At 34.5% G+C, this 17,930-nt stretch carries 15 protein-coding genes; 5 read left to right on the forward strand and 10 right to left on the reverse strand.

All coding sequences use genetic code 11. The features are described from left to right. Window positions 1–112 precede the first annotated feature (112 nt). Window positions 113–1,867, reverse strand: coding sequence for an ABC transporter ATP-binding protein (locus tag J2X17_RS14525; RefSeq protein WP_310299440.1), 1,755 nt, complete (start codon window positions 1,865–1,867; stop codon window positions 113–115). 69 nt (window positions 1,868–1,936) lie between these two features. After that, on the reverse strand, window positions 1,937–2,671 hold the full coding sequence (gene truA / locus J2X17_RS14530) for a tRNA pseudouridine(38-40) synthase TruA (RefSeq protein WP_310299442.1): 735 nt from the start codon (window positions 2,669–2,671) through the stop codon (window positions 1,937–1,939). A gap of 427 nt (window positions 2,672–3,098) precedes the next feature. On the opposite strand from truA, the gene J2X17_RS14535 reads away from it, so the two are divergent. Both J2X17_RS14535 and J2X17_RS14540 read left to right on the forward strand, forming a co-directional pair. Then, window positions 3,099–5,015: an SPFH domain-containing protein gene (locus J2X17_RS14535; protein ID WP_310299444.1), complete on the forward strand. Its 1,917-nt coding sequence runs from the start codon at window positions 3,099–3,101 to the stop codon at window positions 5,013–5,015. Between the two features lie 309 nt (window positions 5,016–5,324). Next, window positions 5,325–5,819, forward strand: coding sequence for a metallophosphoesterase family protein (locus tag J2X17_RS14540; protein WP_310299446.1), 495 nt, complete (start codon window positions 5,325–5,327; stop codon window positions 5,817–5,819). 9 nt (window positions 5,820–5,828) lie between these two features. Here J2X17_RS14540 and J2X17_RS14545 read toward each other — a convergent pair whose 3' ends face one another. From J2X17_RS14545 to J2X17_RS14555, 3 genes are all read right to left on the reverse strand, one after another. Continuing rightward, on the reverse strand, window positions 5,829–6,746 hold the full coding sequence (locus tag J2X17_RS14545) for a sensor histidine kinase (protein WP_310299448.1): 918 nt from the start codon (window positions 6,744–6,746) through the stop codon (window positions 5,829–5,831). 42 nt (window positions 6,747–6,788) lie between these two features. Next, window positions 6,789–7,451: a response regulator gene (locus tag J2X17_RS14550; protein ID WP_310299450.1), complete on the reverse strand. Its 663-nt coding sequence runs from the start codon at window positions 7,449–7,451 to the stop codon at window positions 6,789–6,791. 144 nt (window positions 7,452–7,595) lie between these two features. Further along, window positions 7,596–8,012 (reverse strand): DUF4293 domain-containing protein, encoded by a 417-nt coding sequence (locus tag J2X17_RS14555; protein WP_310299452.1) that lies wholly within the window; start codon window positions 8,010–8,012, stop codon window positions 7,596–7,598. A gap of 182 nt (window positions 8,013–8,194) precedes the next feature. On the opposite strand from J2X17_RS14555, the gene rho reads away from it, so the two are divergent. Further along, entirely contained in the window at window positions 8,195–10,012 is a 1,818-nt protein-coding gene (gene rho / locus J2X17_RS14560; protein ID WP_310299453.1) for a transcription termination factor Rho, read from the forward strand. A gap of 159 nt (window positions 10,013–10,171) precedes the next feature. Here the strand turns inward: rho and J2X17_RS14565 are convergent, their stop codons facing one another. From J2X17_RS14565 to J2X17_RS14585, 5 genes are all read right to left on the reverse strand, one after another. Further along, window positions 10,172–11,194 carry a M28 family peptidase gene (locus J2X17_RS14565; RefSeq protein ID WP_310299455.1) on the reverse strand — a complete coding sequence of 341 codons (1,023 nt, stop codon included), beginning with the start codon at window positions 11,192–11,194 and terminating at the stop codon, window positions 10,172–10,174. A gap of 8 nt (window positions 11,195–11,202) precedes the next feature. After that, on the reverse strand, window positions 11,203–12,213 hold the full coding sequence (locus J2X17_RS14570) for a DUF3667 domain-containing protein (RefSeq protein WP_310299457.1): 1,011 nt from the start codon (window positions 12,211–12,213) through the stop codon (window positions 11,203–11,205). 32 nt (window positions 12,214–12,245) lie between these two features. Then, window positions 12,246–13,019, reverse strand: a complete 774-nt coding sequence (locus tag J2X17_RS14575; RefSeq protein WP_310299459.1) for a dienelactone hydrolase family protein — start codon at window positions 13,017–13,019, stop codon at window positions 12,246–12,248. 102 nt (window positions 13,020–13,121) lie between these two features. After that, window positions 13,122–15,323 (reverse strand): penicillin acylase family protein, encoded by a 2,202-nt coding sequence (locus J2X17_RS14580; RefSeq protein WP_310299461.1) that lies wholly within the window; start codon window positions 15,321–15,323, stop codon window positions 13,122–13,124. Between the two features lie 3 nt (window positions 15,324–15,326). After that, the gene (locus J2X17_RS14585) at window positions 15,327–15,779 is read right to left on the reverse strand and encodes an Lrp/AsnC family transcriptional regulator (protein ID WP_310299463.1); all 453 of its coding nucleotides are present in this window, start codon (window positions 15,777–15,779) and stop codon (window positions 15,327–15,329) included. 221 nt (window positions 15,780–16,000) lie between these two features. Here J2X17_RS14585 and rocD point away from each other — a divergent pair, with 221 nt between their 5' ends. Continuing rightward, complete coding sequence (gene rocD / locus J2X17_RS14590) at window positions 16,001–17,254, forward strand: ornithine--oxo-acid transaminase (RefSeq protein WP_310299465.1); 1,254 nt, start codon at window positions 16,001–16,003, stop codon at window positions 17,252–17,254. A gap of 202 nt (window positions 17,255–17,456) precedes the next feature. After that, window positions 17,457–17,912: a DUF1810 domain-containing protein gene (locus tag J2X17_RS14595; RefSeq protein WP_310299467.1), complete on the forward strand. Its 456-nt coding sequence runs from the start codon at window positions 17,457–17,459 to the stop codon at window positions 17,910–17,912. The last annotated feature ends 18 nt before the right edge of the window (window positions 17,913–17,930 follow it).

Genomic DNA, 17,930 nt, shown 5'->3' on the forward strand with positions numbered 1-17,930 from the left:
GGTAAATAATAAACCAAAAAAGAATGCTATAGTGCTGGTTATGAACCGTCACTTTTATGATTCCTATAACGCTAATTTAACTTTTTTAAGAATTTTTTTAGCATTTGAAAATCTAATTCGCTACCGAAAATTGTGAGTCGTACAGATTTTTATAATAGCCATCCGTTTTGTTCAGTAATTCCTGATGCGTGCCTTGCTCTACAATTAAGCCTTTGTCCATTACGACAATTTTATCAGCATTTACAATTGTTGCCAATCGATGTGCAATGATGATTGAAGTTCTTCCTTTTGTGATAGTTTCGGTCGCACGCTGAATCAATTCTTCTGAGTAAGTATCAATAGATGAAGTGGCTTCATCCAAAATCAAAATACTCGGATTGCTCACATACGAACGCAAAAATGCAATTAACTGGCGTTGCCCTGACGAAAGCATGACACCACGTTCCTTAACATCAAAATCATAATTATCAGGCAAACTCATAATAAAGTCGTGCACACCAATTTTCTTGGCTGCATTCAAAACCTGTTCGCGGGTAATTTCAGGATTGTGCAAAGTAATATTGTTGTAAATCGTATCGGCAAACAAAAAAACATCCTGTAAAACCACTGCAATTTGTTTTCGCAAAGATGCTAAAGTGTAGTTTTCGATATTATGTCCGTCTATAAAAATAGTTCCGCTGTTGATTTCGTAAAAGCGATTGAGCAAATTGATAATAGTAGATTTTCCGGCTCCTGTCGAACCTACAATCGCAATTGTTTGTCCGGCATTAACAGATAAATCAATACCTTTTATTACTTCTTCCTCCGGAATATAACTAAAACGAACGTCTTTGAATTCAATACTTCCGTTAAAAATTGGTGCTTCGAGCGTTCCGGTGTCCTGAATATGATCCTGAGTGTCGATAATATCAAAAACACGATTGGCAGCAATCATTCCCAATTGCATCTCATTGAATTTATCCGCAATCTGACGCAAAGGGTTAAACAACATTCCGATGAACATTGTATATGAAAATAAATCTCCAAAAGTGGTAAAATGATCGCCATTCAAAATTTTAAATCCGCCATAAACCACCACCAATCCTAATGTAATCGAAGAAATAATATCAGCAATTGGGAAGAATATCGAGTTGTACAAAATCGTTTTAATCCACGCAACTCTGTGTTTATTGTTGATTTCCTTGAAGTTTTCGGCTTCGATTTTCTCGCGGTTAAAAAGCTGCACGATTTTCATTCCCGTAACACGTTCCTGCACAAACGAATTCATATTGGCAATCTGCGTTCGAACCTCCTCAAAAGCAACCTGCATTTTACGCTGAAAGATTCGGGTAATGTAAACCAAAATTGGCATCGCAACAATCACAATCCAGGTCAATTTCCAGTTCATGTAAAACATAAAAAGCAAAACGACCAGCATTTTCATCAAATCACTTATAATCATAAATAATCCCTGACTGAAAATACGCGCAATTGATTCAATATCAGAAACGGATCTCGTTACCAATTGTCCAACCGGAACCAAATCAAAATACTTCATTCGGAAACTTAAAATATGTTTGAAAAGTTTTGTCCTGATATCTTTTACAATATCCTGCCCGAGCCAGTTTGCCCAATACACAAAATAAAACTGAGAGAAAACTTCACATAAAAGTACTACTCCCATCAAAACAATATACATCAATAAGCCATGTTTATCATGCGTTTTAATGTACCCATCAACGGTTTGTTTTAATAAATAGGGGCGAAGTGCCGCAAAAATAGACAGTGAAACTGCAAAAATAATAACGCCGTAATAACGCCATTTATAAGGTTTGGTATATTTTAAAATTCGTTTGAATAATCCAGTATCGAATGCTTTTGCTTTCATTTATTTTTTTAAGCTTTAAGCTTTAGGCTCCAGGCTTTAAGCTTACTGCTTACTGCCTACAGCTTATAGCTATAAATAATCGTATTTAATCTCGGTAAGATATAAACCATGTGCCGGAACCGAAAATCCAGCTTTTTCACGACTTTTACTCGCAATAATGTTTTCAAAATCTTCCAAGGAAATTTTGTGCAAACCGATATTTACCAATGTTCCCACAATGGCGCGAACCATATTTCTCAAAAAACGATTCGCCGAAATCGTAAAAATCAGTTTTCTGTTTTCTTCTTTCCAATAGGCCTCAAAAATTGTGCAATCAAATGTATTGACATCTGTATGTACTTTCGAAAAACATTGAAAATCGGTATGATTCAGCAAAATCTTAGCCGCTTCATTCATCAAAGCTACATCTAATTTTTGATTAAAATACCAACTCAATTCCTCCAAAAACGGATTTTTAACAGTATTGATATGGTATTCATACGTTCGCTTAGTAGCGTCAAATCGGCAGTGCGCATCATCATGAACCAAAATAATATCAAAAATTGCAATATCTTTAGGTAAATATGAATTCAGTTTGTGCACTAAAGTCGGAACGTCAAGTGAAGTTTCAACATCAAAATGACCAAACATTTCCTGCGCATGAACTCCCGTATCCGTTCGTCCGGCGCCCATTACATTTATAGGAGTATTTAATAAAACCGAAAGCGCTTTGTTTAAAGTTTCCTGAACAGAAGCCGCGTTGGGCTGAAATTGCCAGCCGTGATAATGTGTGCCTTTATAAGCGAATTGAATAAAATATCTCATTTTTTAGGGACAGAGGTTCAGAGGGGCAAAGGTACAAAGATTTTTTTCTTTATAGGTTCAAAGTCGCAAAGGTACAAAGGTTCAGAGGTTTTTTGTAGAGGCGCACAGCAATGTGTCTTCCACAACGTATGAAAATTACCAAAGATGCAATGCTGCGAATCTACTTAAAAATTAAATTCGCATTTAAGGAAACCTTTGAACCTTTGCCTCTATGAACCTTTGCACCTCTATAAAAACTGTTAAAACCCAAAATACCAATCCATAGTTTAAACAGCAAAAAATCGTGTCAGAAACTGACAATTCCAACGATTTAAAATCAAGAGATTTTTAACTTTTTTTTGAAAAAATAGCTAAATGTTAATTTTAAAAATATTTGATTTTAACAGGAAATATTTCTCTTATGTTTGTAGTCTAAATATCAAAAACTATGAATGAAATTACTTCTTATTGGTGGATAATTTTAATCTTATTCTCCATTATTTTTTACAAATTTATTTTACGTGTTTTCTTCGGAATGGTAATGGTTCCTGAAGATAAAATTGGTCTTGTGACCAAAAAATTCGTTTTGTTTGGTGCCGACAGGTCGCTTCCTGATGGTCGCATTATTGCGACAAAAGGAGAAGCTGGTTATCAGGCACAAACGCTTGCCCCGGGTTTGTATTGGGGAATGTGGATTTGGCAATATTCAATTGATATGACCGGATTTACAATCATCCCGGAAGGGAAAATCGGACTGGTTTTAAGTAAGGATGGAAAGGAAATTCCAACTGGACGAATCTTAGCCAGAAAAGTAGAAAGTGACAATTTTCAGGATGCTACTTCATTCCTGAACAACGGCGGACAAAAAGGACGTCAGACGGCATTTATTACCACAGGTTCGTATCGTATTAATACGTTCTTGTTCGAAATTGTAATTGCGGACCAAATCAAGATTTATGAGAACATGATTGGTATCGTAACTGCTTTGGATGGAGAACCAATTCCGCAAGGACAAATTGCCGGAAAGTTTGTCGATAACCACAATAACTTTCAGGATTTTGATAAATTCTTAGAGAGTGGAGGAAATCGTGGTTTACAGCCTCAGGTGATGTTAGCAGGTTCGTACTACATTAATACATGGGGAATTCAGATTGAACAAAATCCCATGACTGATGTGCCAATTGGATATGTGGGAGTTGTGATTTCTTATATTGGAGAAGACGGACAAGATGTTACCGGCGATACTTTCAAACACGGAAACATTGTTTCAAAAGGACAGCGTGGTGTTTGGATGGAACCGCTTGGACCTGGAAAATATGCATTGAATAAATACACAACAAAATTAGAAGCTGTTCCAACGACAAACTTGGTTTTGAACTGGGCAAATGCAAGAAGTGAATCGCACGATTTGGATAAAAACCTTTCTACGATTACTGTTCGTTCTAAAGATGGTTTCCCGTTTAATCTTGACGTTGCGCAAATTATTCACGTTCCGGCAGCGGAAGCTCCAAAAGTTATTGCCCGTTTTGGAAGCATGAACAACCTGGTTTCTCAGGTTTTAGAGCCTACAATTGGTAACTACTTCAGAAATTCGGCTCAGGACAGCGATGTGATTTCGTTTTTGACAACAAGAAAAGAACGTCAGGAATCAGCTAAAAATCATATTAAATTAGTGCTTGACGAATATAACGTAAACGCAGTCGATACTTTAATTGGAGATATCGTTCCGCCAGATTCATTGATGAAAACGTTGACAGATAGAAAATTAGCGGAAGAAGAGCAAAAAACGTATCAAACCCAAAGAATGGCGCAGGAACAGCGTCAGGGAATGGAGAAAGAAACCGCGATTGCCGATATGCAGAAAGAGATTGTTCGTGCATCACAAAGTGTTGAAATTGCACAAAGAACTGCAGATGCAACCGTAAAAAAAGCCGAAGGTGATGCGACAAGTTTGAAACTAAATGTAAACGCCGAAGCTGAAGCGACAAAAATGCGTGCGAATGCAGAAGCAGAAGCAACCAAAGCAAGAGCAGGAGCACAAGCCGAAGCAACTAAACTGAACGCAAGCGCTGAAGCTGAAAGAATCTCAAAAACAGGTTTGGCCGAAGCAGAGAAAATCATGGCAATCGGTAAATCAACTGCTGAATCATATCAATTGCAAGTTAGTGCGATGGGTGGAGACAACTTTACAAGATATAAAGTTACTGAGGAAATTGGTAAAGGAAATATCAAAGTAATTCCGGATGTTTTAATTTCCGGAAATGGCGGTTCTGATGGTTCTATAAGTGGTCTGTTAGGATTAAAACTAATGGAAATGATGGATACAAAAGATTCTAATGATGGTAAAAATCCTAAGAAACAATAATTGGTTATAGGTGTAAAGCGTTAGATGTTAAATGTTAAATGTGAAACGTGAAACGTGAAACGTGAAATGCGAAAACGTTAGAGACCTAACAGGTTTCAAAAACCTGTTAGGTCTAACTAACATCAAATTAAAAAATCCGGTTTGTGAAAACAAATCGGATTTTTAATTTTAAAAGCAATCATAATAAAGAAGAAATGCAATACGTCTCTACAGGAAAACCTTTGTCCCTTTGTTCCTTTACATCTTTGAACCAAATAAAAAAAAACCTTTGTACCTTTGCCCCTCTGAACCTTTGCTCCTCAAAAAAGAATGAAAAAAATCCTCCTGCTGTCCGATACTCACAGTCATATTGATGATACAATTTTAAAATATGTAGTTCAGGCCGATGAAGTTTGGCATGCCGGCGATATTGGAGATTTGAATGTTACCGATACCATCAAAAAACTAAAGCCTTTGCGTTGTGTTTATGGTAATATTGATGGGGCAGAAGCGAGGTTGGAATTTCCATTGCACAATCGTTTTTTATGTGAAAATGTTTCTGTTTGGATCACGCATATTGGCGGTTATCCTGGGAAATACAATCCGGCAATTAGGGAAGAAATGGCGACAAATCCGCCTAAATTATTTATTTGCGGGCATTCACATATTTTAAAAGTAATGTTCGATAAAAAAAATAACCTACTGCACATGAATCCTGGTGCGGCAGGTAAAAGCGGTTTTCATCAAATGCGAACCATGCTTCGTTTTGTTATTGATGACGACAAAATAAAAGATTTGGAAATCGTTGAAATAGGAAAAAAATAATACCGTATTTTAATGTGGTAACGGTATTTTAATTTTAATCTTTGTTCCTTCATTTGGCTTTGAAATGATAGTAAAACTTCCTTTAATTTTTTTAACTCTGGCCCTGATTCGGTTAATTCCAAAACCTTCAACCTCATGTATTTTTTTAGTTTCAAATCCTTTACCATTATCAAGGATTGTCATAATGAATTGATTGTCGTTTTCTTTTAATATTATTCGGGCTTTTTTTGCCTTACTGTGCTTAATGATGTTGTTGAAAAGCTCTGAAACAATAAAATAAATCTTCATTTCGAATTTTTCAACATATCTTTTTTCTGTTGGTATTGTAGCTGAAAATTCAAAAGTAATATGCGAATTCGAATTTCTTTCGCATAAATCTTCCAAGGCATAGATTAATCCAAAACGCACCAATAGAGTAGGGATCAGATCGTGTGACATATCGCGCATAAGGTCATGAGCTTCTGCCAGAATCGCTTTTGTTTTCTGAATTTCGTCAGACTTTATATTGTGCTGAGTTGTAAAAACATTTAAATGCAAGCCTGCTGAAGATAACAACGAATTGATATTATCGTGCAAAAATGTGGCAATCTTTTTACGTTCGATTTCCTGACTGTCAATTCCGGAATTAATAATATTGAGTAATATTTGTTGCTTAATGTCTTGTCGTCTTATTTTCTGTTTTAATTTATTATTCTGATAAAAGAAATAAAACAAGAATAATAATATGATAAACAGTACAATTGACAAACTGACTACTTTTTTGTTTCGTAATTGTTCAAGTCTGTACAATTCAGAAACGCTGATTTTTTTTGACTTTTCATACGAATGAACATTTTCTTCCTTTGATGTCTCTTTTTGCTGACTGAAGGCAGTACTTCCATTAAAAGAAATGAAGAAAAAGAGGAGAATAAAAAATCTAATAAACATAATGGGTTGTAATTTTAACGGATTTCATTTTCAAAAAAATGATTACGGCTTAATTAAGTTATTTTTTAATGCATACTTTACAAGGCCAATGGTATTTTTAGTCTGTAGTTTTTTCATTATATTTTTTCGATGTGTTTCAACGGTATTGGTGCTGATAAAAAGTTGTTCACTTATTTCTTTTCCGCTGTATTCCAGTGAAATCAAGGTAATAATTTCAATTTCCCTAGGACTTAAAACCGGATTTTCTATATAAATATTTTTATTTAATTTTGGATTGTTGTCAGTAAAAGTGTTAAATATTTTTTCTCTGACAGCATTCGAAAAATATTCCTGACCCTTGTGAACTGCTTCTATTGCTTCAATGATGTTTTCGCCAGCGCATTTTTTTGTTAAATAACCTTTTGCACCTAATTTCATTACTTCCTTAATGATTTTTAAATCATCATAGCTCGATAAAATAATGACCTTGCATGAATTTTCATTTTCATTAAATTTCTGCAGGACTTTTATACCGTCTTTTTGTGGCATGCTGATATCCAAAACGAGTATATCTGCTTGATTTTTAAGAATATCATTGTACACGTTTGTGCCATCAAGAGAATTGCCGACCACTTCAAAATTGGGTACTGTCTGTAATAATGTGGTAAGGCCATCTATTAATACCTGATGATCGTCTGCAAGGTGAATTTTTATTTTGTGGTTCATTTGTTTTTTGGTATGAACAGCAAATTTATGTGGCATTATTCAATAAAAATACCCTTATTGGTCTGTTTTATATCATTTTAAGACACAAAAAAACCCGAATATAAATTCGGGTTCTCTTCGCACAAAAAAATTAAGTTTATAGGTTTACCTCAAACGGTCTACAGATTTTACGAGATCTTCATCCTTCTTGATGGCCTTATTAGCTAAAACTAATAACACGATAGCAACAATCGGTAGAAACATCCCAATACCTTTCTCAGAAACAATGTTAGTTGTCTCTCCAGATAAATTTAGAGATCGATATACAAATAATCCTAATAAAATTAAATTTAATATTATGTTCAGCCTGCCCATGACAAACTGATTTTGTCTCTTTTTATATGAAATAATACTAATAATGGTAAGCATAGTACTTAGACCTAAAAGTACAGTGTAAACCTGATCCTGCATAAAATAGAATGCTTTTCCGGTGTTTAATGTCCAAAGCGGAATAAAAAACATTAAAACCCCTGTTATAACAAAGGTAAGAAGTAAATAAACGGTTTGAATTCTTTGTATCATGGTCTAAAATTGTTTTACAAAAATATATTTTCTTTTTTATAAATACTATTGTATGATTAAATTTTATTCGTATTATTGCATCATAATACCGTAAGCACTTCATACTGCGGTCAATTGAAAACAATTATCTACCTATTCTTTTTACAGTTTTCCTTTAAAATAATTAAATTCATAGAATATTCATGTTTGATATTTCTGCATTAAAAGAAATGAAGCTTTCTGAGCTTCAAGAAATAGCTAAGTTAGCTAAAACTATAAAGTTTAATGGCGTTAAAAAAGAAGCTCTGATCAGTCAGATTTTAGCACATCAGGAAGCGACTGAAAAGCCGCAGGTCAATGTTGCGCCTCAGGCAGAAGTAGTAGATGACAAACCAAAAAGAGCAAGAATTGTTCCGGTTAAAAAAACAGCAATTAGTAAAAATACACCTGTTTTAGAGTTTGATACAGTAGAGGAAATAACTGAGAAATTAGAAGAAGCACCTGAAAAGACAGTGGTGCCTAAAATTTCAAAACCAAATACAAAAATTCAGCCGGCTCCTAAAGTTCAGGAAACTACAGAAACAGCACCAATAGAGAAAAAAGGACCGAAAATCGTAAAATTTAATAAATCAGCTTACGAGAAAAAGGTTGCTTTACAAAAAGAAAAAGAAGTAGTTCCTGAAGAAGTTACAGAAACGGCAGCTCCAGCTCCAATTGCTGAAAAGGCTGAAGGAAATACTCCGGTCAAAAAGATAAATCCAAATCAGAATAAAAATCAGAATCCGAATCAAAACCCTAACCAGAATCCAAATCAAAACGGAAACGGAAATGGAAACGGGAATAACGGAAACCAAAATCCAAATCATAAAAATAAAAAAAATAATTTCAGAGATTCAGACTTTGAATTTGACGGAATTATTGAAAGTGAAGGTGTTCTTGAAATGATGCCTGACGGATACGGTTTCTTACGTTCATCAGATTATAATTATTTAGCCTCTCCAGATGATATTTATTTATCAACTTCACAAATCAGATTATTCGGTCTTAAAACCGGAGATACTGTAAAAGGAGTGGTTCGTCCTCCAAAAGAAGGCGAGAAATTTTTCCCATTGGTTCGTGTATTAAAAATTAATGGTCACGATCCGCAGGTAGTTCGCGATAGAGTTTCTTTTGAACACCTGACTCCGGTTTTTCCTTCTGAAAAATTCAAATTAGCCGAAAAAGGCAGTTCAGTTTCAACCCGTATTATCGATTTATTTTCTCCAATAGGAAAAGGACAGCGTGGTATGATAGTCGCACAACCAAAAACCGGTAAAACAATGTTACTAAAAGACATTGCCAATGCGATTGCAGCCAACCACCCTGAAGTTTATCTAATCGTTCTTTTGATTGATGAGCGCCCTGAAGAGGTTACAGATATGCAACGAAGTGTTCGTGGTGAAGTTATCGCTTCAACTTTTGACAGAGAACCACAAGAACACGTAAAAATTGCTAATATCGTTCTTGAAAAAGCAAAACGTTTAGTAGAATGCGGACACGATGTTGTTATTCTTTTAGACTCAATAACGCGTTTAGCAAGAGCTTACAATACGGTTCAGCCTGCTTCTGGAAAAGTTTTAAGTGGAGGTGTTGATGCAAATGCATTACAAAAACCAAAACGCTTTTTTGGAGCGGCAAGAAATGTTGAAAACGGTGGCTCGTTGAGTATTATCGCAACTGCATTGACTGAAACAGGTTCTAAAATGGATGAGGTTATCTTTGAGGAATTCAAAGGTACAGGTAACATGGAGCTTCAATTGGATCGTAAAATCGCCAACAAACGTATTTTCCCTGCAATCGATCTTACGTCTTCAAGTACACGTCGTGATGATTTATTATTAGATGAAAAAACATTACAAAGAATGTGGATTATGCGTAAATATCTGTCTGATATGAACCCGGTAGAATCTATGGATTTTGTAAACGAACGTTTCAAGAAAACCAGAAATAACGAAGAGTTTTTGATTTCTATGAATGACTAGAGGAAGGTACAAAGGTACTGAGGTGCTAAGGGACTAAGGTTTTTTTCTTTGGCTTAACTAAATGATATAAAAAAAGGGATGAGTTTTAAAACTCATCCCTTTTTTTATGCTTGAAGTTTTTTAAACCTCTGGACCTTTGTTGCTTTGAACCTTTGTTCCTTATTTAATCGGTTTATCAACTACCGGTCTATTCTCTCTATTCGCTAAATCCCAGGCAACAACAAAAGCCAATTGTGCTCTTTTTGCTAAAGCATCGTATTCGATTTTTTCAGGTTCGTCGCCTTTACCATGGTAATCTTCGTGAACTCCATTAAAGAAGAAAACGGCTGGAATACCAAATTTCGCAAAGTTATAATGGTCAGAACGCTCGTAAAAATGATTTGGATCTTTTGGGTCATTAAATTTAAAATCAAGATCTAATTTGGTGTATTTTTCGTTTTGAGCAACAACGGCATTGTGCAAATCTGTTGACAAACGATCAGCACCAATTACGTACACATAATTGTTGGTTTTTGCATGTTCTACATCACGACGCCCAATCATGTCGATATTAATATCAGTAATAGTGTTTGCAATTGGGAATAAAGGATTTTGAGAATAATAACGAGATCCGTGTAAACCATGCTCTTCACCAGTAACATGTAAGAATAAAATAGAACGTTTTGGTCCGTGTCCGTCTTTTTTAGCTTTAGCAAATGCTTTAGCAATTTCCATAACTGCTACCGTTCCGGAACCATCATCATCGGCTCCATTATAAATTTCACCATTTTTAATCCCAACGTGATCATAATGTGCTGAAATTACTAAAACTTCGTCCGGTTTTTCAGAACCTTCGATATAAGCCCAGATGTTTTCAGAATCAGGTAAATTTTCATTACGCTTTGCATTTAAAAATGCTGCAGGAATGTGTTGGTAATAATCTGTTGCTCCTTTTGGGAATGATATTTTATTTTTTTTGTATTGATCAATCATAAAAAGACCAGCTTTTTTCTGTCCTTTCGAACCAGTTTCGCGGCCTTCCATTTCGTCAGAAGCAACAACATAAAGCATTTTTTTTAGGTCTTTTGCCGTAATGATGTTCATGTACTTGGTTGGATCTGAGTTGTCTTTTGCAACACCAGTTTGCGCATTTTTACATGAATACGCGGAAGCAATTAGTAATAAAATTACAATTTTTTTCATTTTTTTGATTAGTGTAAGTTGATAAATATATATAGCATATAAAAAACGAGTAAAAATAGGATAAAAAAGAAGTTTATAAAAAATAAGATAAAACTTTTAACAAATGAAACTATTCTGGTTTCGCCATAAAAGCGATGATGTGCCGGATAAAAATAATAAGACATCCAGACAATCCCAACAAAATTAATAATATTACCCACGAAAGTAAGTGGACCGTTTTCTCCAAAAAAGCCAATTATTCTGGTGATAATAAATAAAAGGAGAAATATTAAAAGTAAAAACGAGAAATAATGTAAGGTAAAAATACCGTGATCAAAATAGTACCATTTCTTTTTGTTATGAAAAATCCATAAAAAGAAGGCAAAGAAAGGCATTATAATGAACAGAATTTTGGGAATATTATGAATAAAAGATTCGATGAATTTTTCGATAATTTGCTTTTTGGTATTATGGTCAGTAACATGCACAGCTTTTTCATAAACCCAATATTGAAAATCAGAAAGTTTTTCGCTCTCTTTTCCATACTTTTGAATAGAGTCAATTTCTTTCATTGTTTTTAATTGAAAGTAATTTTTATTGACTTGTTTCATTGTTTTTGATTCAATGTAGTTTTTATCGTTCAATTTTTCAGTTTTACCTTTGCTGGATTTCTCAAAATTTGAAGTGATTTCTTTTTCACCTTTAGTAAGATTTTCAGTTACCTTGTTAGGAAACATGGCAATTAAAAGGAAAGTAATAAAGCTGATAAAAATATATAGACGAACAGGGGCCAGATAGGATAATCTTTTCCCGGATAAATACTCTTTAGTTAAGGTAGAAGGTTTAAAAAGTAGATTTTTGATCGTTTTCCAAAATGCATTTTCGTAATGCGTTAAATCTTCAAAGAAATGAATGAATAAATGATGAAAGGTTTTTCGTGAATCTGTGTTTTCCTGCCCGCAGTTTGGACAAAAATTTTGTTCGACAACATGCCTGCAATTAAGGCAGGTTTTATCTTTTCTAATAGGACTATGTGACATTGGTTAATGGGTTGGTTTTGATTTGGTTGTTTTTATTTTTTCAGGACTTCGTCAAGAAAAAGTTTTAGGTGTTCAAATGATCTTTTGGCTGCAACAGGATTATAAGCCGCTCCTTTAGAATTGTCGCTTCCGGCTTCAGGGTTAGTAAATGAGTGCACAGAATCTGCATAATAAATCATTTGCCAATCGGCTTTTGAATCGCGCATTTCTTGCTGAAAAGCAGCAACTTCTTCTTTCGAAACAAAAGGATCATCTGCTCCATGACAAATTAAAACTTTAGCTGTAATAGGCGTTGCAGGTCTTGAGCTGTCTTTTCCTAAACCGCCATGAAATGAAGCTACTCCTTTTACGTTCAAATGACCGCGAGCGGCTTCAAGAACTCCTGTTCCTCCAAAACAATATCCAATAACTACAATATTATCCGCATTTGCACCAGATTTGATTAATTCCTGCAATGCTGCATTGATTCTCTTTTGGTAGGCTTCGTAATTTGTTTTGTAAAAACCAGCTTGTTTCCCTGCTTCAGAAGTATTTTTAGGATAATTGCCTTCGCCATAAATATCTGCGATGAAAACATGATATCCTATTTTTGATAAATTCTCAGCAATTCCTTTGGAAGCATTATCAATTCCGAGCCAAGCCGGCAAGAGTAAAATTCCAGGATTTTGGCTGCTTTTTTTGGCAGCTTTTATGGATAAACCATTTAAAGTCTGATTGCCGTCGGCATATTTTACAGGCTTTAATTGCGCGTTTATATTGTTAGAAAACAGTATAGTAGCAAAAATAAGAAGGGCTGAATTTTTCATCGTTTTACAATTTTAAACAAATATCAGAAATATTATGTTAGAAAAAAACCTCGCAAGCTATTTCTTACGAGGTTTATATAAACTGATTTTTATAATAAAAAATTATTCACCTGGATGGTATGTTTTTTCAGCGTTTTTTTCGACATCTTCTTTGTAGAATAATACTTCTTTAAATTGTCCTTTTCGATACATTTCGGCCTGATCCGTAAAATGTTTTGAGTTTATGTTACCGCTGTTTCCGCCAGCCAATAATGATTTTGCTTTTATTTTTGGGCCAAATTCAACAGCACAAATAAAACTGTTTCCATTATAGCCATAACGTTTTTTAGAATCATTTTGATAACTGCTTTTGAAAGAAGGCAAACTTCCCCAGGATCCCGGTCCAAAACCAATGGGTAAGCTAGGTTTAGCATCGTCGTATTTTAAATTAATTTCACCGCCCGAACGCTGAAAACGATTAATTTCTCCCCAGGCTATTTGCCATGATCCCCATTTCGATTTTAATTCTTTCAAAACAGTTTGTAATTGCGGAATCATTTGATCTACAGTTGCATTCTTTGCAAAGCTTTTAGTTGCTTCAACCTGATCTAATTCGCCTTGGCCAATATAAGCTTTTAGAATAATCGGGTCTAATTTATAAGCCCATTCAACTGCTAATGTGGTTGCTACCGAATTTTCCTTAGCATAATAATCCCAATTTTTTAAAATTGCGACAGCCTCGGATAATTCTGTATAATCAGGATCTGTGGGTTTTATATTTTTTACGAAGACATTAATCAAACTCGGAATCAAAATTTCAAAAATGGATAATTTAGAATCGTAACCGTCTGCAATCACGCTGTCTAAAGTGTATTTTTCACCTTTGCTCAGAATTCGAACAGCATTTATTCCTCTAAAATTTTCACCGTCTGGCGCCATATAAGGCAGATAATTTTCTTTTTTCGGACTGTTTTCCCCGGCAACAGAGTAGGGAGTCGAATTGCAATTTTGCAGCCAGCCATTTACAGGATTATACAAATGAACCGTTTCATCAACTTCGTGCAGACCTTTCCATTGTGTCGACGAAATTGAACCGTCAATTACTTTTGACCAATTCAGATTTTTATCTCTTATCGGAATAAAATTACCGTGCCAATACGCGATATTTCCTTTATTATCAGCATAAACCGTGTTGTTCGAAGTATTGGCTTTTAAATCCATTGCCTTTTTATAGTCGTCAAAATTTTTGGATTTTGTTCGAGCCCAACTCTGAATCAAACTATTCATCGAACGATTATTCGATTTCAGACTAATCCATTTTCCGTCTCGTTTGGCCATAATCGGACCGTTATTGGTGAAATAAGTTTTGAATTTTTTTGAAATAAGTTTTCCGCTTTCTGTATAATTTATCGTGATTTCCTTTTCTATAACAGGCAAAAGCTTTTTATCGAATTCATAGTATAGTTTCCCATTTTTATTGGTAATTTTCTCCGTATACATATCTGCAACATCTACATTTGAAGACGTATGCATCCATCCACAGTTTTCATTAAAACCCTGATAGATAAAAAACTGTCCCCAGGTTACAGCTCCGTAAACATTTAAACCTTCATTACTTGTTACCTGAACTTCAGGTCTAAAGTAAAAAGAAGTGTGTGGATTTATATATAAAATCGCATTTCCATTAGCTGTATTCGAAGGCGCAAAAGCAAATCCGTTTGAACCTGTCTGAACATTTTTTTCTCTTTCGACATAAGCGACTTTATCGTGGTTTCCGGAATAAAAAGTTTTTAATTCCCCAACAGAAAGATCAGCTGTACTTATGGCACCAATGCTTCCGTCCGTCCAAAGCAACGGAAACCACGGTTCAAAATGCGTTAAAAGGGCGGGCTTAATTTCGGGATGTTTATAGAGATAAAAATTGATGGCATCGGCATAACTGTGCAGAAGATTTTTGAGCCATGAAGGTGCTTTTTTGTAATCAGCTTTGGCTTCATCAATATCAATTAAGAGTTTAATTTGTAAATCATTATATAAAACGGATTGTCCTTTTATTTCAGAAAGGCGTCCCAATTTTTCAATATAATTCATTTCAATTCGGTTAAAATCATCTTCGCATTGCGCATATAATAATCCGAAAACAGCATCCGCATCTGTTTTTCCGTAAATGTGAGGAATTCCCCAATTGTCCCGAATTATAGTCGTTTGCTTTGCCAGATTCTCTAATCGGGCAACTTCTTTTGAATTGATTTTTTGTGCTGAAATCTGAAAACTGATACAGCAAATTAAAAATGTTAATTGTAATATTTTGGATGAATAGAACATGATTTATAAAGTAATATTTCTTTTAAACGCACAGCCTAACTCAATAATCGAATCGGTTTTGGCGATGGCCGGAATACTGTCGATTTTCTCGTAAAGAATTCGGCGCATATGTTCGTGATTTTTTGCAATAATTTTAATGTAAAGCGTGAACGAACCGGTTACATAATAACATTCTGTAATTTCAGGAATATCCTTTAAAGCTTCAATAATTCGGTCAGAATCAGAATCTTTGTTCAGTGTAATTCCCGTAAAAGAAGCCCAATCGTAACCAATCTTTTTTTCCTGAATAATTGGTTTTATTCCAGAAATAACACCCTGCTCAATCATTCGGTTGATACGCTGATGCACCATCGTGTTTGATATTTTCAAATTAGCCGCAATGGCAGAAAAAGCCATTCTGCCGTCTTTTTCTAATTCCTTAATGATGTTAATATCAAATTCGTCTAATGTTTCCATTCTTTTAAATTGAGTTAAATCGTAATCCGCAAGCCATAAAAGTAACCATTTTTTTTAATAAATAAGTGTAAATTCAGATTTGCATAAAATATAATTGATTTTTTTAATAAGGAAATTTATTGTTTTTGACTTTTAAATGTCTTTATAGAAGTCAAAATTGTAATTTTAAACTGATTTATAAATATTTTTTGATACTTTTGTATTTCTAAAATTCACAAGTTATGATTCATACAGATAAAAGCCTTTCGTCAAAATCAGAAGTTTTGATTGAAAAAGAAAATAAATACGGAGCTCATAATTACCATCCGCTTCCGGTTGTGCTGGAAAGAGGAGAAGGTGTTTATGTCTGGGATGTTGACGGAAAAAAATATTATGATTTTCTTTCTGCTTATTCTGCTGTAAATCAAGGGCACTGTCATCCTAAAATTGTGAAAGCAATGATCGATCAGGCTCAAAAACTGACCTTGACTTCGCGTGCTTTTTATAACGACCAATTAGGAAATTATGAAGAATATGTAACCAACTATTTTGGTTTTGATAAAGTGCTTCCAATGAATACTGGTGCTGAAGCTGTAGAAACTGCTTTGAAAGTTTGTAGAAAATGGGCTTACGAAGTAAAAGGAATTCACGAAAACTTAGCTCAGATTATTGTTTGCGAAAATAATTTCCATGGAAGAACAACGACCATCATTTCATTTTCTAATGATGAAACAGCCCGTAAAAACTTCGGTCCTTTTACAGAAGGATTTATAAAAATAGAATATGATAATCTTGCAGCGCTTGAAAAAGCTTTGGAATCATCAAAAAATATAGCTGGGTTTTTAGTTGAACCGATTCAGGGAGAAGCTGGAGTTTATGTTCCTTCAGAAGGATATTTGGCAAAAGCAAAAGCACTTTGCGAAAAACATAACGTCTTGTTTATTGCCGATGAAGTTCAGACCGGAATTGCACGCACAGGAAAATTATTAGCCGTTCATCATGAAAATGTTCAGCCTGATATTTTGATTTTAGGAAAAGCAATTTCTGGCGGAGTTTATCCGGTTTCAGCAGTTTTAGCAAATAATGAAATTTTAAATGTTATCAAACCAGGTCAGCACGGTTCTACTTTTGGAGGAAATCCAATTGCAGCAGCCGTTGCAATTGCAGCTCTTGAAGTTATAAAAGACGAGAAACTGGCAGAAAATGCAGAGCGTTTAGGAATCATTTTAAGAAAAGGATTAAACGAAATTGCAGAAAGAAACAACTTGATTACACTCGTTCGCGGAAAAGGTTTGTTGAATGCCATCGTAATTAATTGTCAGGAAGATTCTGATTTGGCTTGGGAAATTTGCCTAAAATTCCGTGACAACGGATTATTAGCAAAACCAACACATGGTAACAAAATTAGATTAGCGCCGCCATTGGTTATGACAGAAGCTCAAATTCACGAATGTCTTGAAATTATCGAAAAATCATTGAACGATTTTAGGGATTAAAACCGTTTTTAAATTTAATAAATAAAAAGCTGCAGGATCATTCTGCAGCTTTTTTCGTTTTATAAACCTGTACAAAATTATATAACGATCTTGCCGAATTGTATAAGTTTTTAAACGAAGATGATAGTAGTTTTGATGTCACTAAAAGAAATGAAAAAGCTAAGTACCAAAGCGGTTTTATTAACTTTAAAAACAATTCAAAATGGCTTACTCAAACAATGATATTACACGTTTTTTAGATGCGCAAAATAAACTTTATCTAACTGCTTTAACAGAAATTAAAAAAGGGAAAAAAGAAAGCCATTGGATGTGGTTTATTTTCCCTCAGATAAAAGGATTGGGAAAAAGTACTATTGCCAGATATTATGCAATTGCAGATCTGAAAGAAGCGTCGGAATTTCTTGAGCATCCTATTTTATCAAAACATCTGATAGAAATTTCAGAGTTGCTTTTAACTTTCAGAACAAAATCAATCGAGGCTATTTTGGGAGAATTGGACGCCCGAAAATTGCGTTCTTCGATGACTCTTTTTGCTCAGGTTGAAAATGCTCCTCCTGTTTTTCAGGAAATCATTGATACATTTTACGCGGGGTTTTCAGATCCTGCTACTTTGTCAATCGCAAATGCTGAATTAAGGCATCTTGAAATGGCTGTGTAATTTATCTTTGCTGCTATA

Origin of the sequence: Flavobacterium aquidurense (assembly GCF_031458035.1) — a bacterium.
GTDB lineage: Bacteria > Bacteroidota > Bacteroidia > Flavobacteriales > Flavobacteriaceae > Flavobacterium > Flavobacterium aquidurense_C.

Bases quoted from the DNA above. Each gene is read 5' to 3' on its own strand.
- J2X17_RS14580 (WP_310299461.1), bottom strand. From the start codon at position 15,323: ATGTTCTATTCATCCAAAATATTACAATTAACATTTTTAATTTGCTGT.
- J2X17_RS14575 (WP_310299459.1), bottom strand. From the start codon at position 13,019: ATGAAAAATTCAGCCCTTCTTATTTTTGCTACTATACTGTTTTCTAAC.
- J2X17_RS14595 (WP_310299467.1), top strand. From the start codon at position 17,457: ATGGCTTACTCAAACAATGATATTACACGTTTTTTAGATGCGCAAAAT.
- rho (WP_310299453.1), top strand. From the start codon at position 8,195: ATGTTTGATATTTCTGCATTAAAAGAAATGAAGCTTTCTGAGCTTCAA.
- rocD (WP_310299465.1), top strand. From the start codon at position 16,001: ATGATTCATACAGATAAAAGCCTTTCGTCAAAATCAGAAGTTTTGATT.
- J2X17_RS14550 (WP_310299450.1), bottom strand. From the start codon at position 7,451: ATGAACCACAAAATAAAAATTCACCTTGCAGACGATCATCAGGTATTA.
- J2X17_RS14570 (WP_310299457.1), bottom strand. From the start codon at position 12,213: ATGTCACATAGTCCTATTAGAAAAGATAAAACCTGCCTTAATTGCAGG.
- J2X17_RS14525 (WP_310299440.1), bottom strand. From the start codon at position 1,867: ATGAAAGCAAAAGCATTCGATACTGGATTATTCAAACGAATTTTAAAA.
- truA (WP_310299442.1), bottom strand. From the start codon at position 2,671: ATGAGATATTTTATTCAATTCGCTTATAAAGGCACACATTATCACGGC.
- J2X17_RS14585 (WP_310299463.1), bottom strand. From the start codon at position 15,779: ATGGAAACATTAGACGAATTTGATATTAACATCATTAAGGAATTAGAA.
- J2X17_RS14535 (WP_310299444.1), top strand. From the start codon at position 3,099: ATGAATGAAATTACTTCTTATTGGTGGATAATTTTAATCTTATTCTCC.
- J2X17_RS14545 (WP_310299448.1), bottom strand. From the start codon at position 6,746: ATGTTTATTAGATTTTTTATTCTCCTCTTTTTCTTCATTTCTTTTAAT.
- J2X17_RS14540 (WP_310299446.1), top strand. From the start codon at position 5,325: ATGAAAAAAATCCTCCTGCTGTCCGATACTCACAGTCATATTGATGAT.
- J2X17_RS14565 (WP_310299455.1), bottom strand. From the start codon at position 11,194: ATGAAAAAAATTGTAATTTTATTACTAATTGCTTCCGCGTATTCATGT.
- J2X17_RS14555 (WP_310299452.1), bottom strand. From the start codon at position 8,012: ATGATACAAAGAATTCAAACCGTTTATTTACTTCTTACCTTTGTTATA.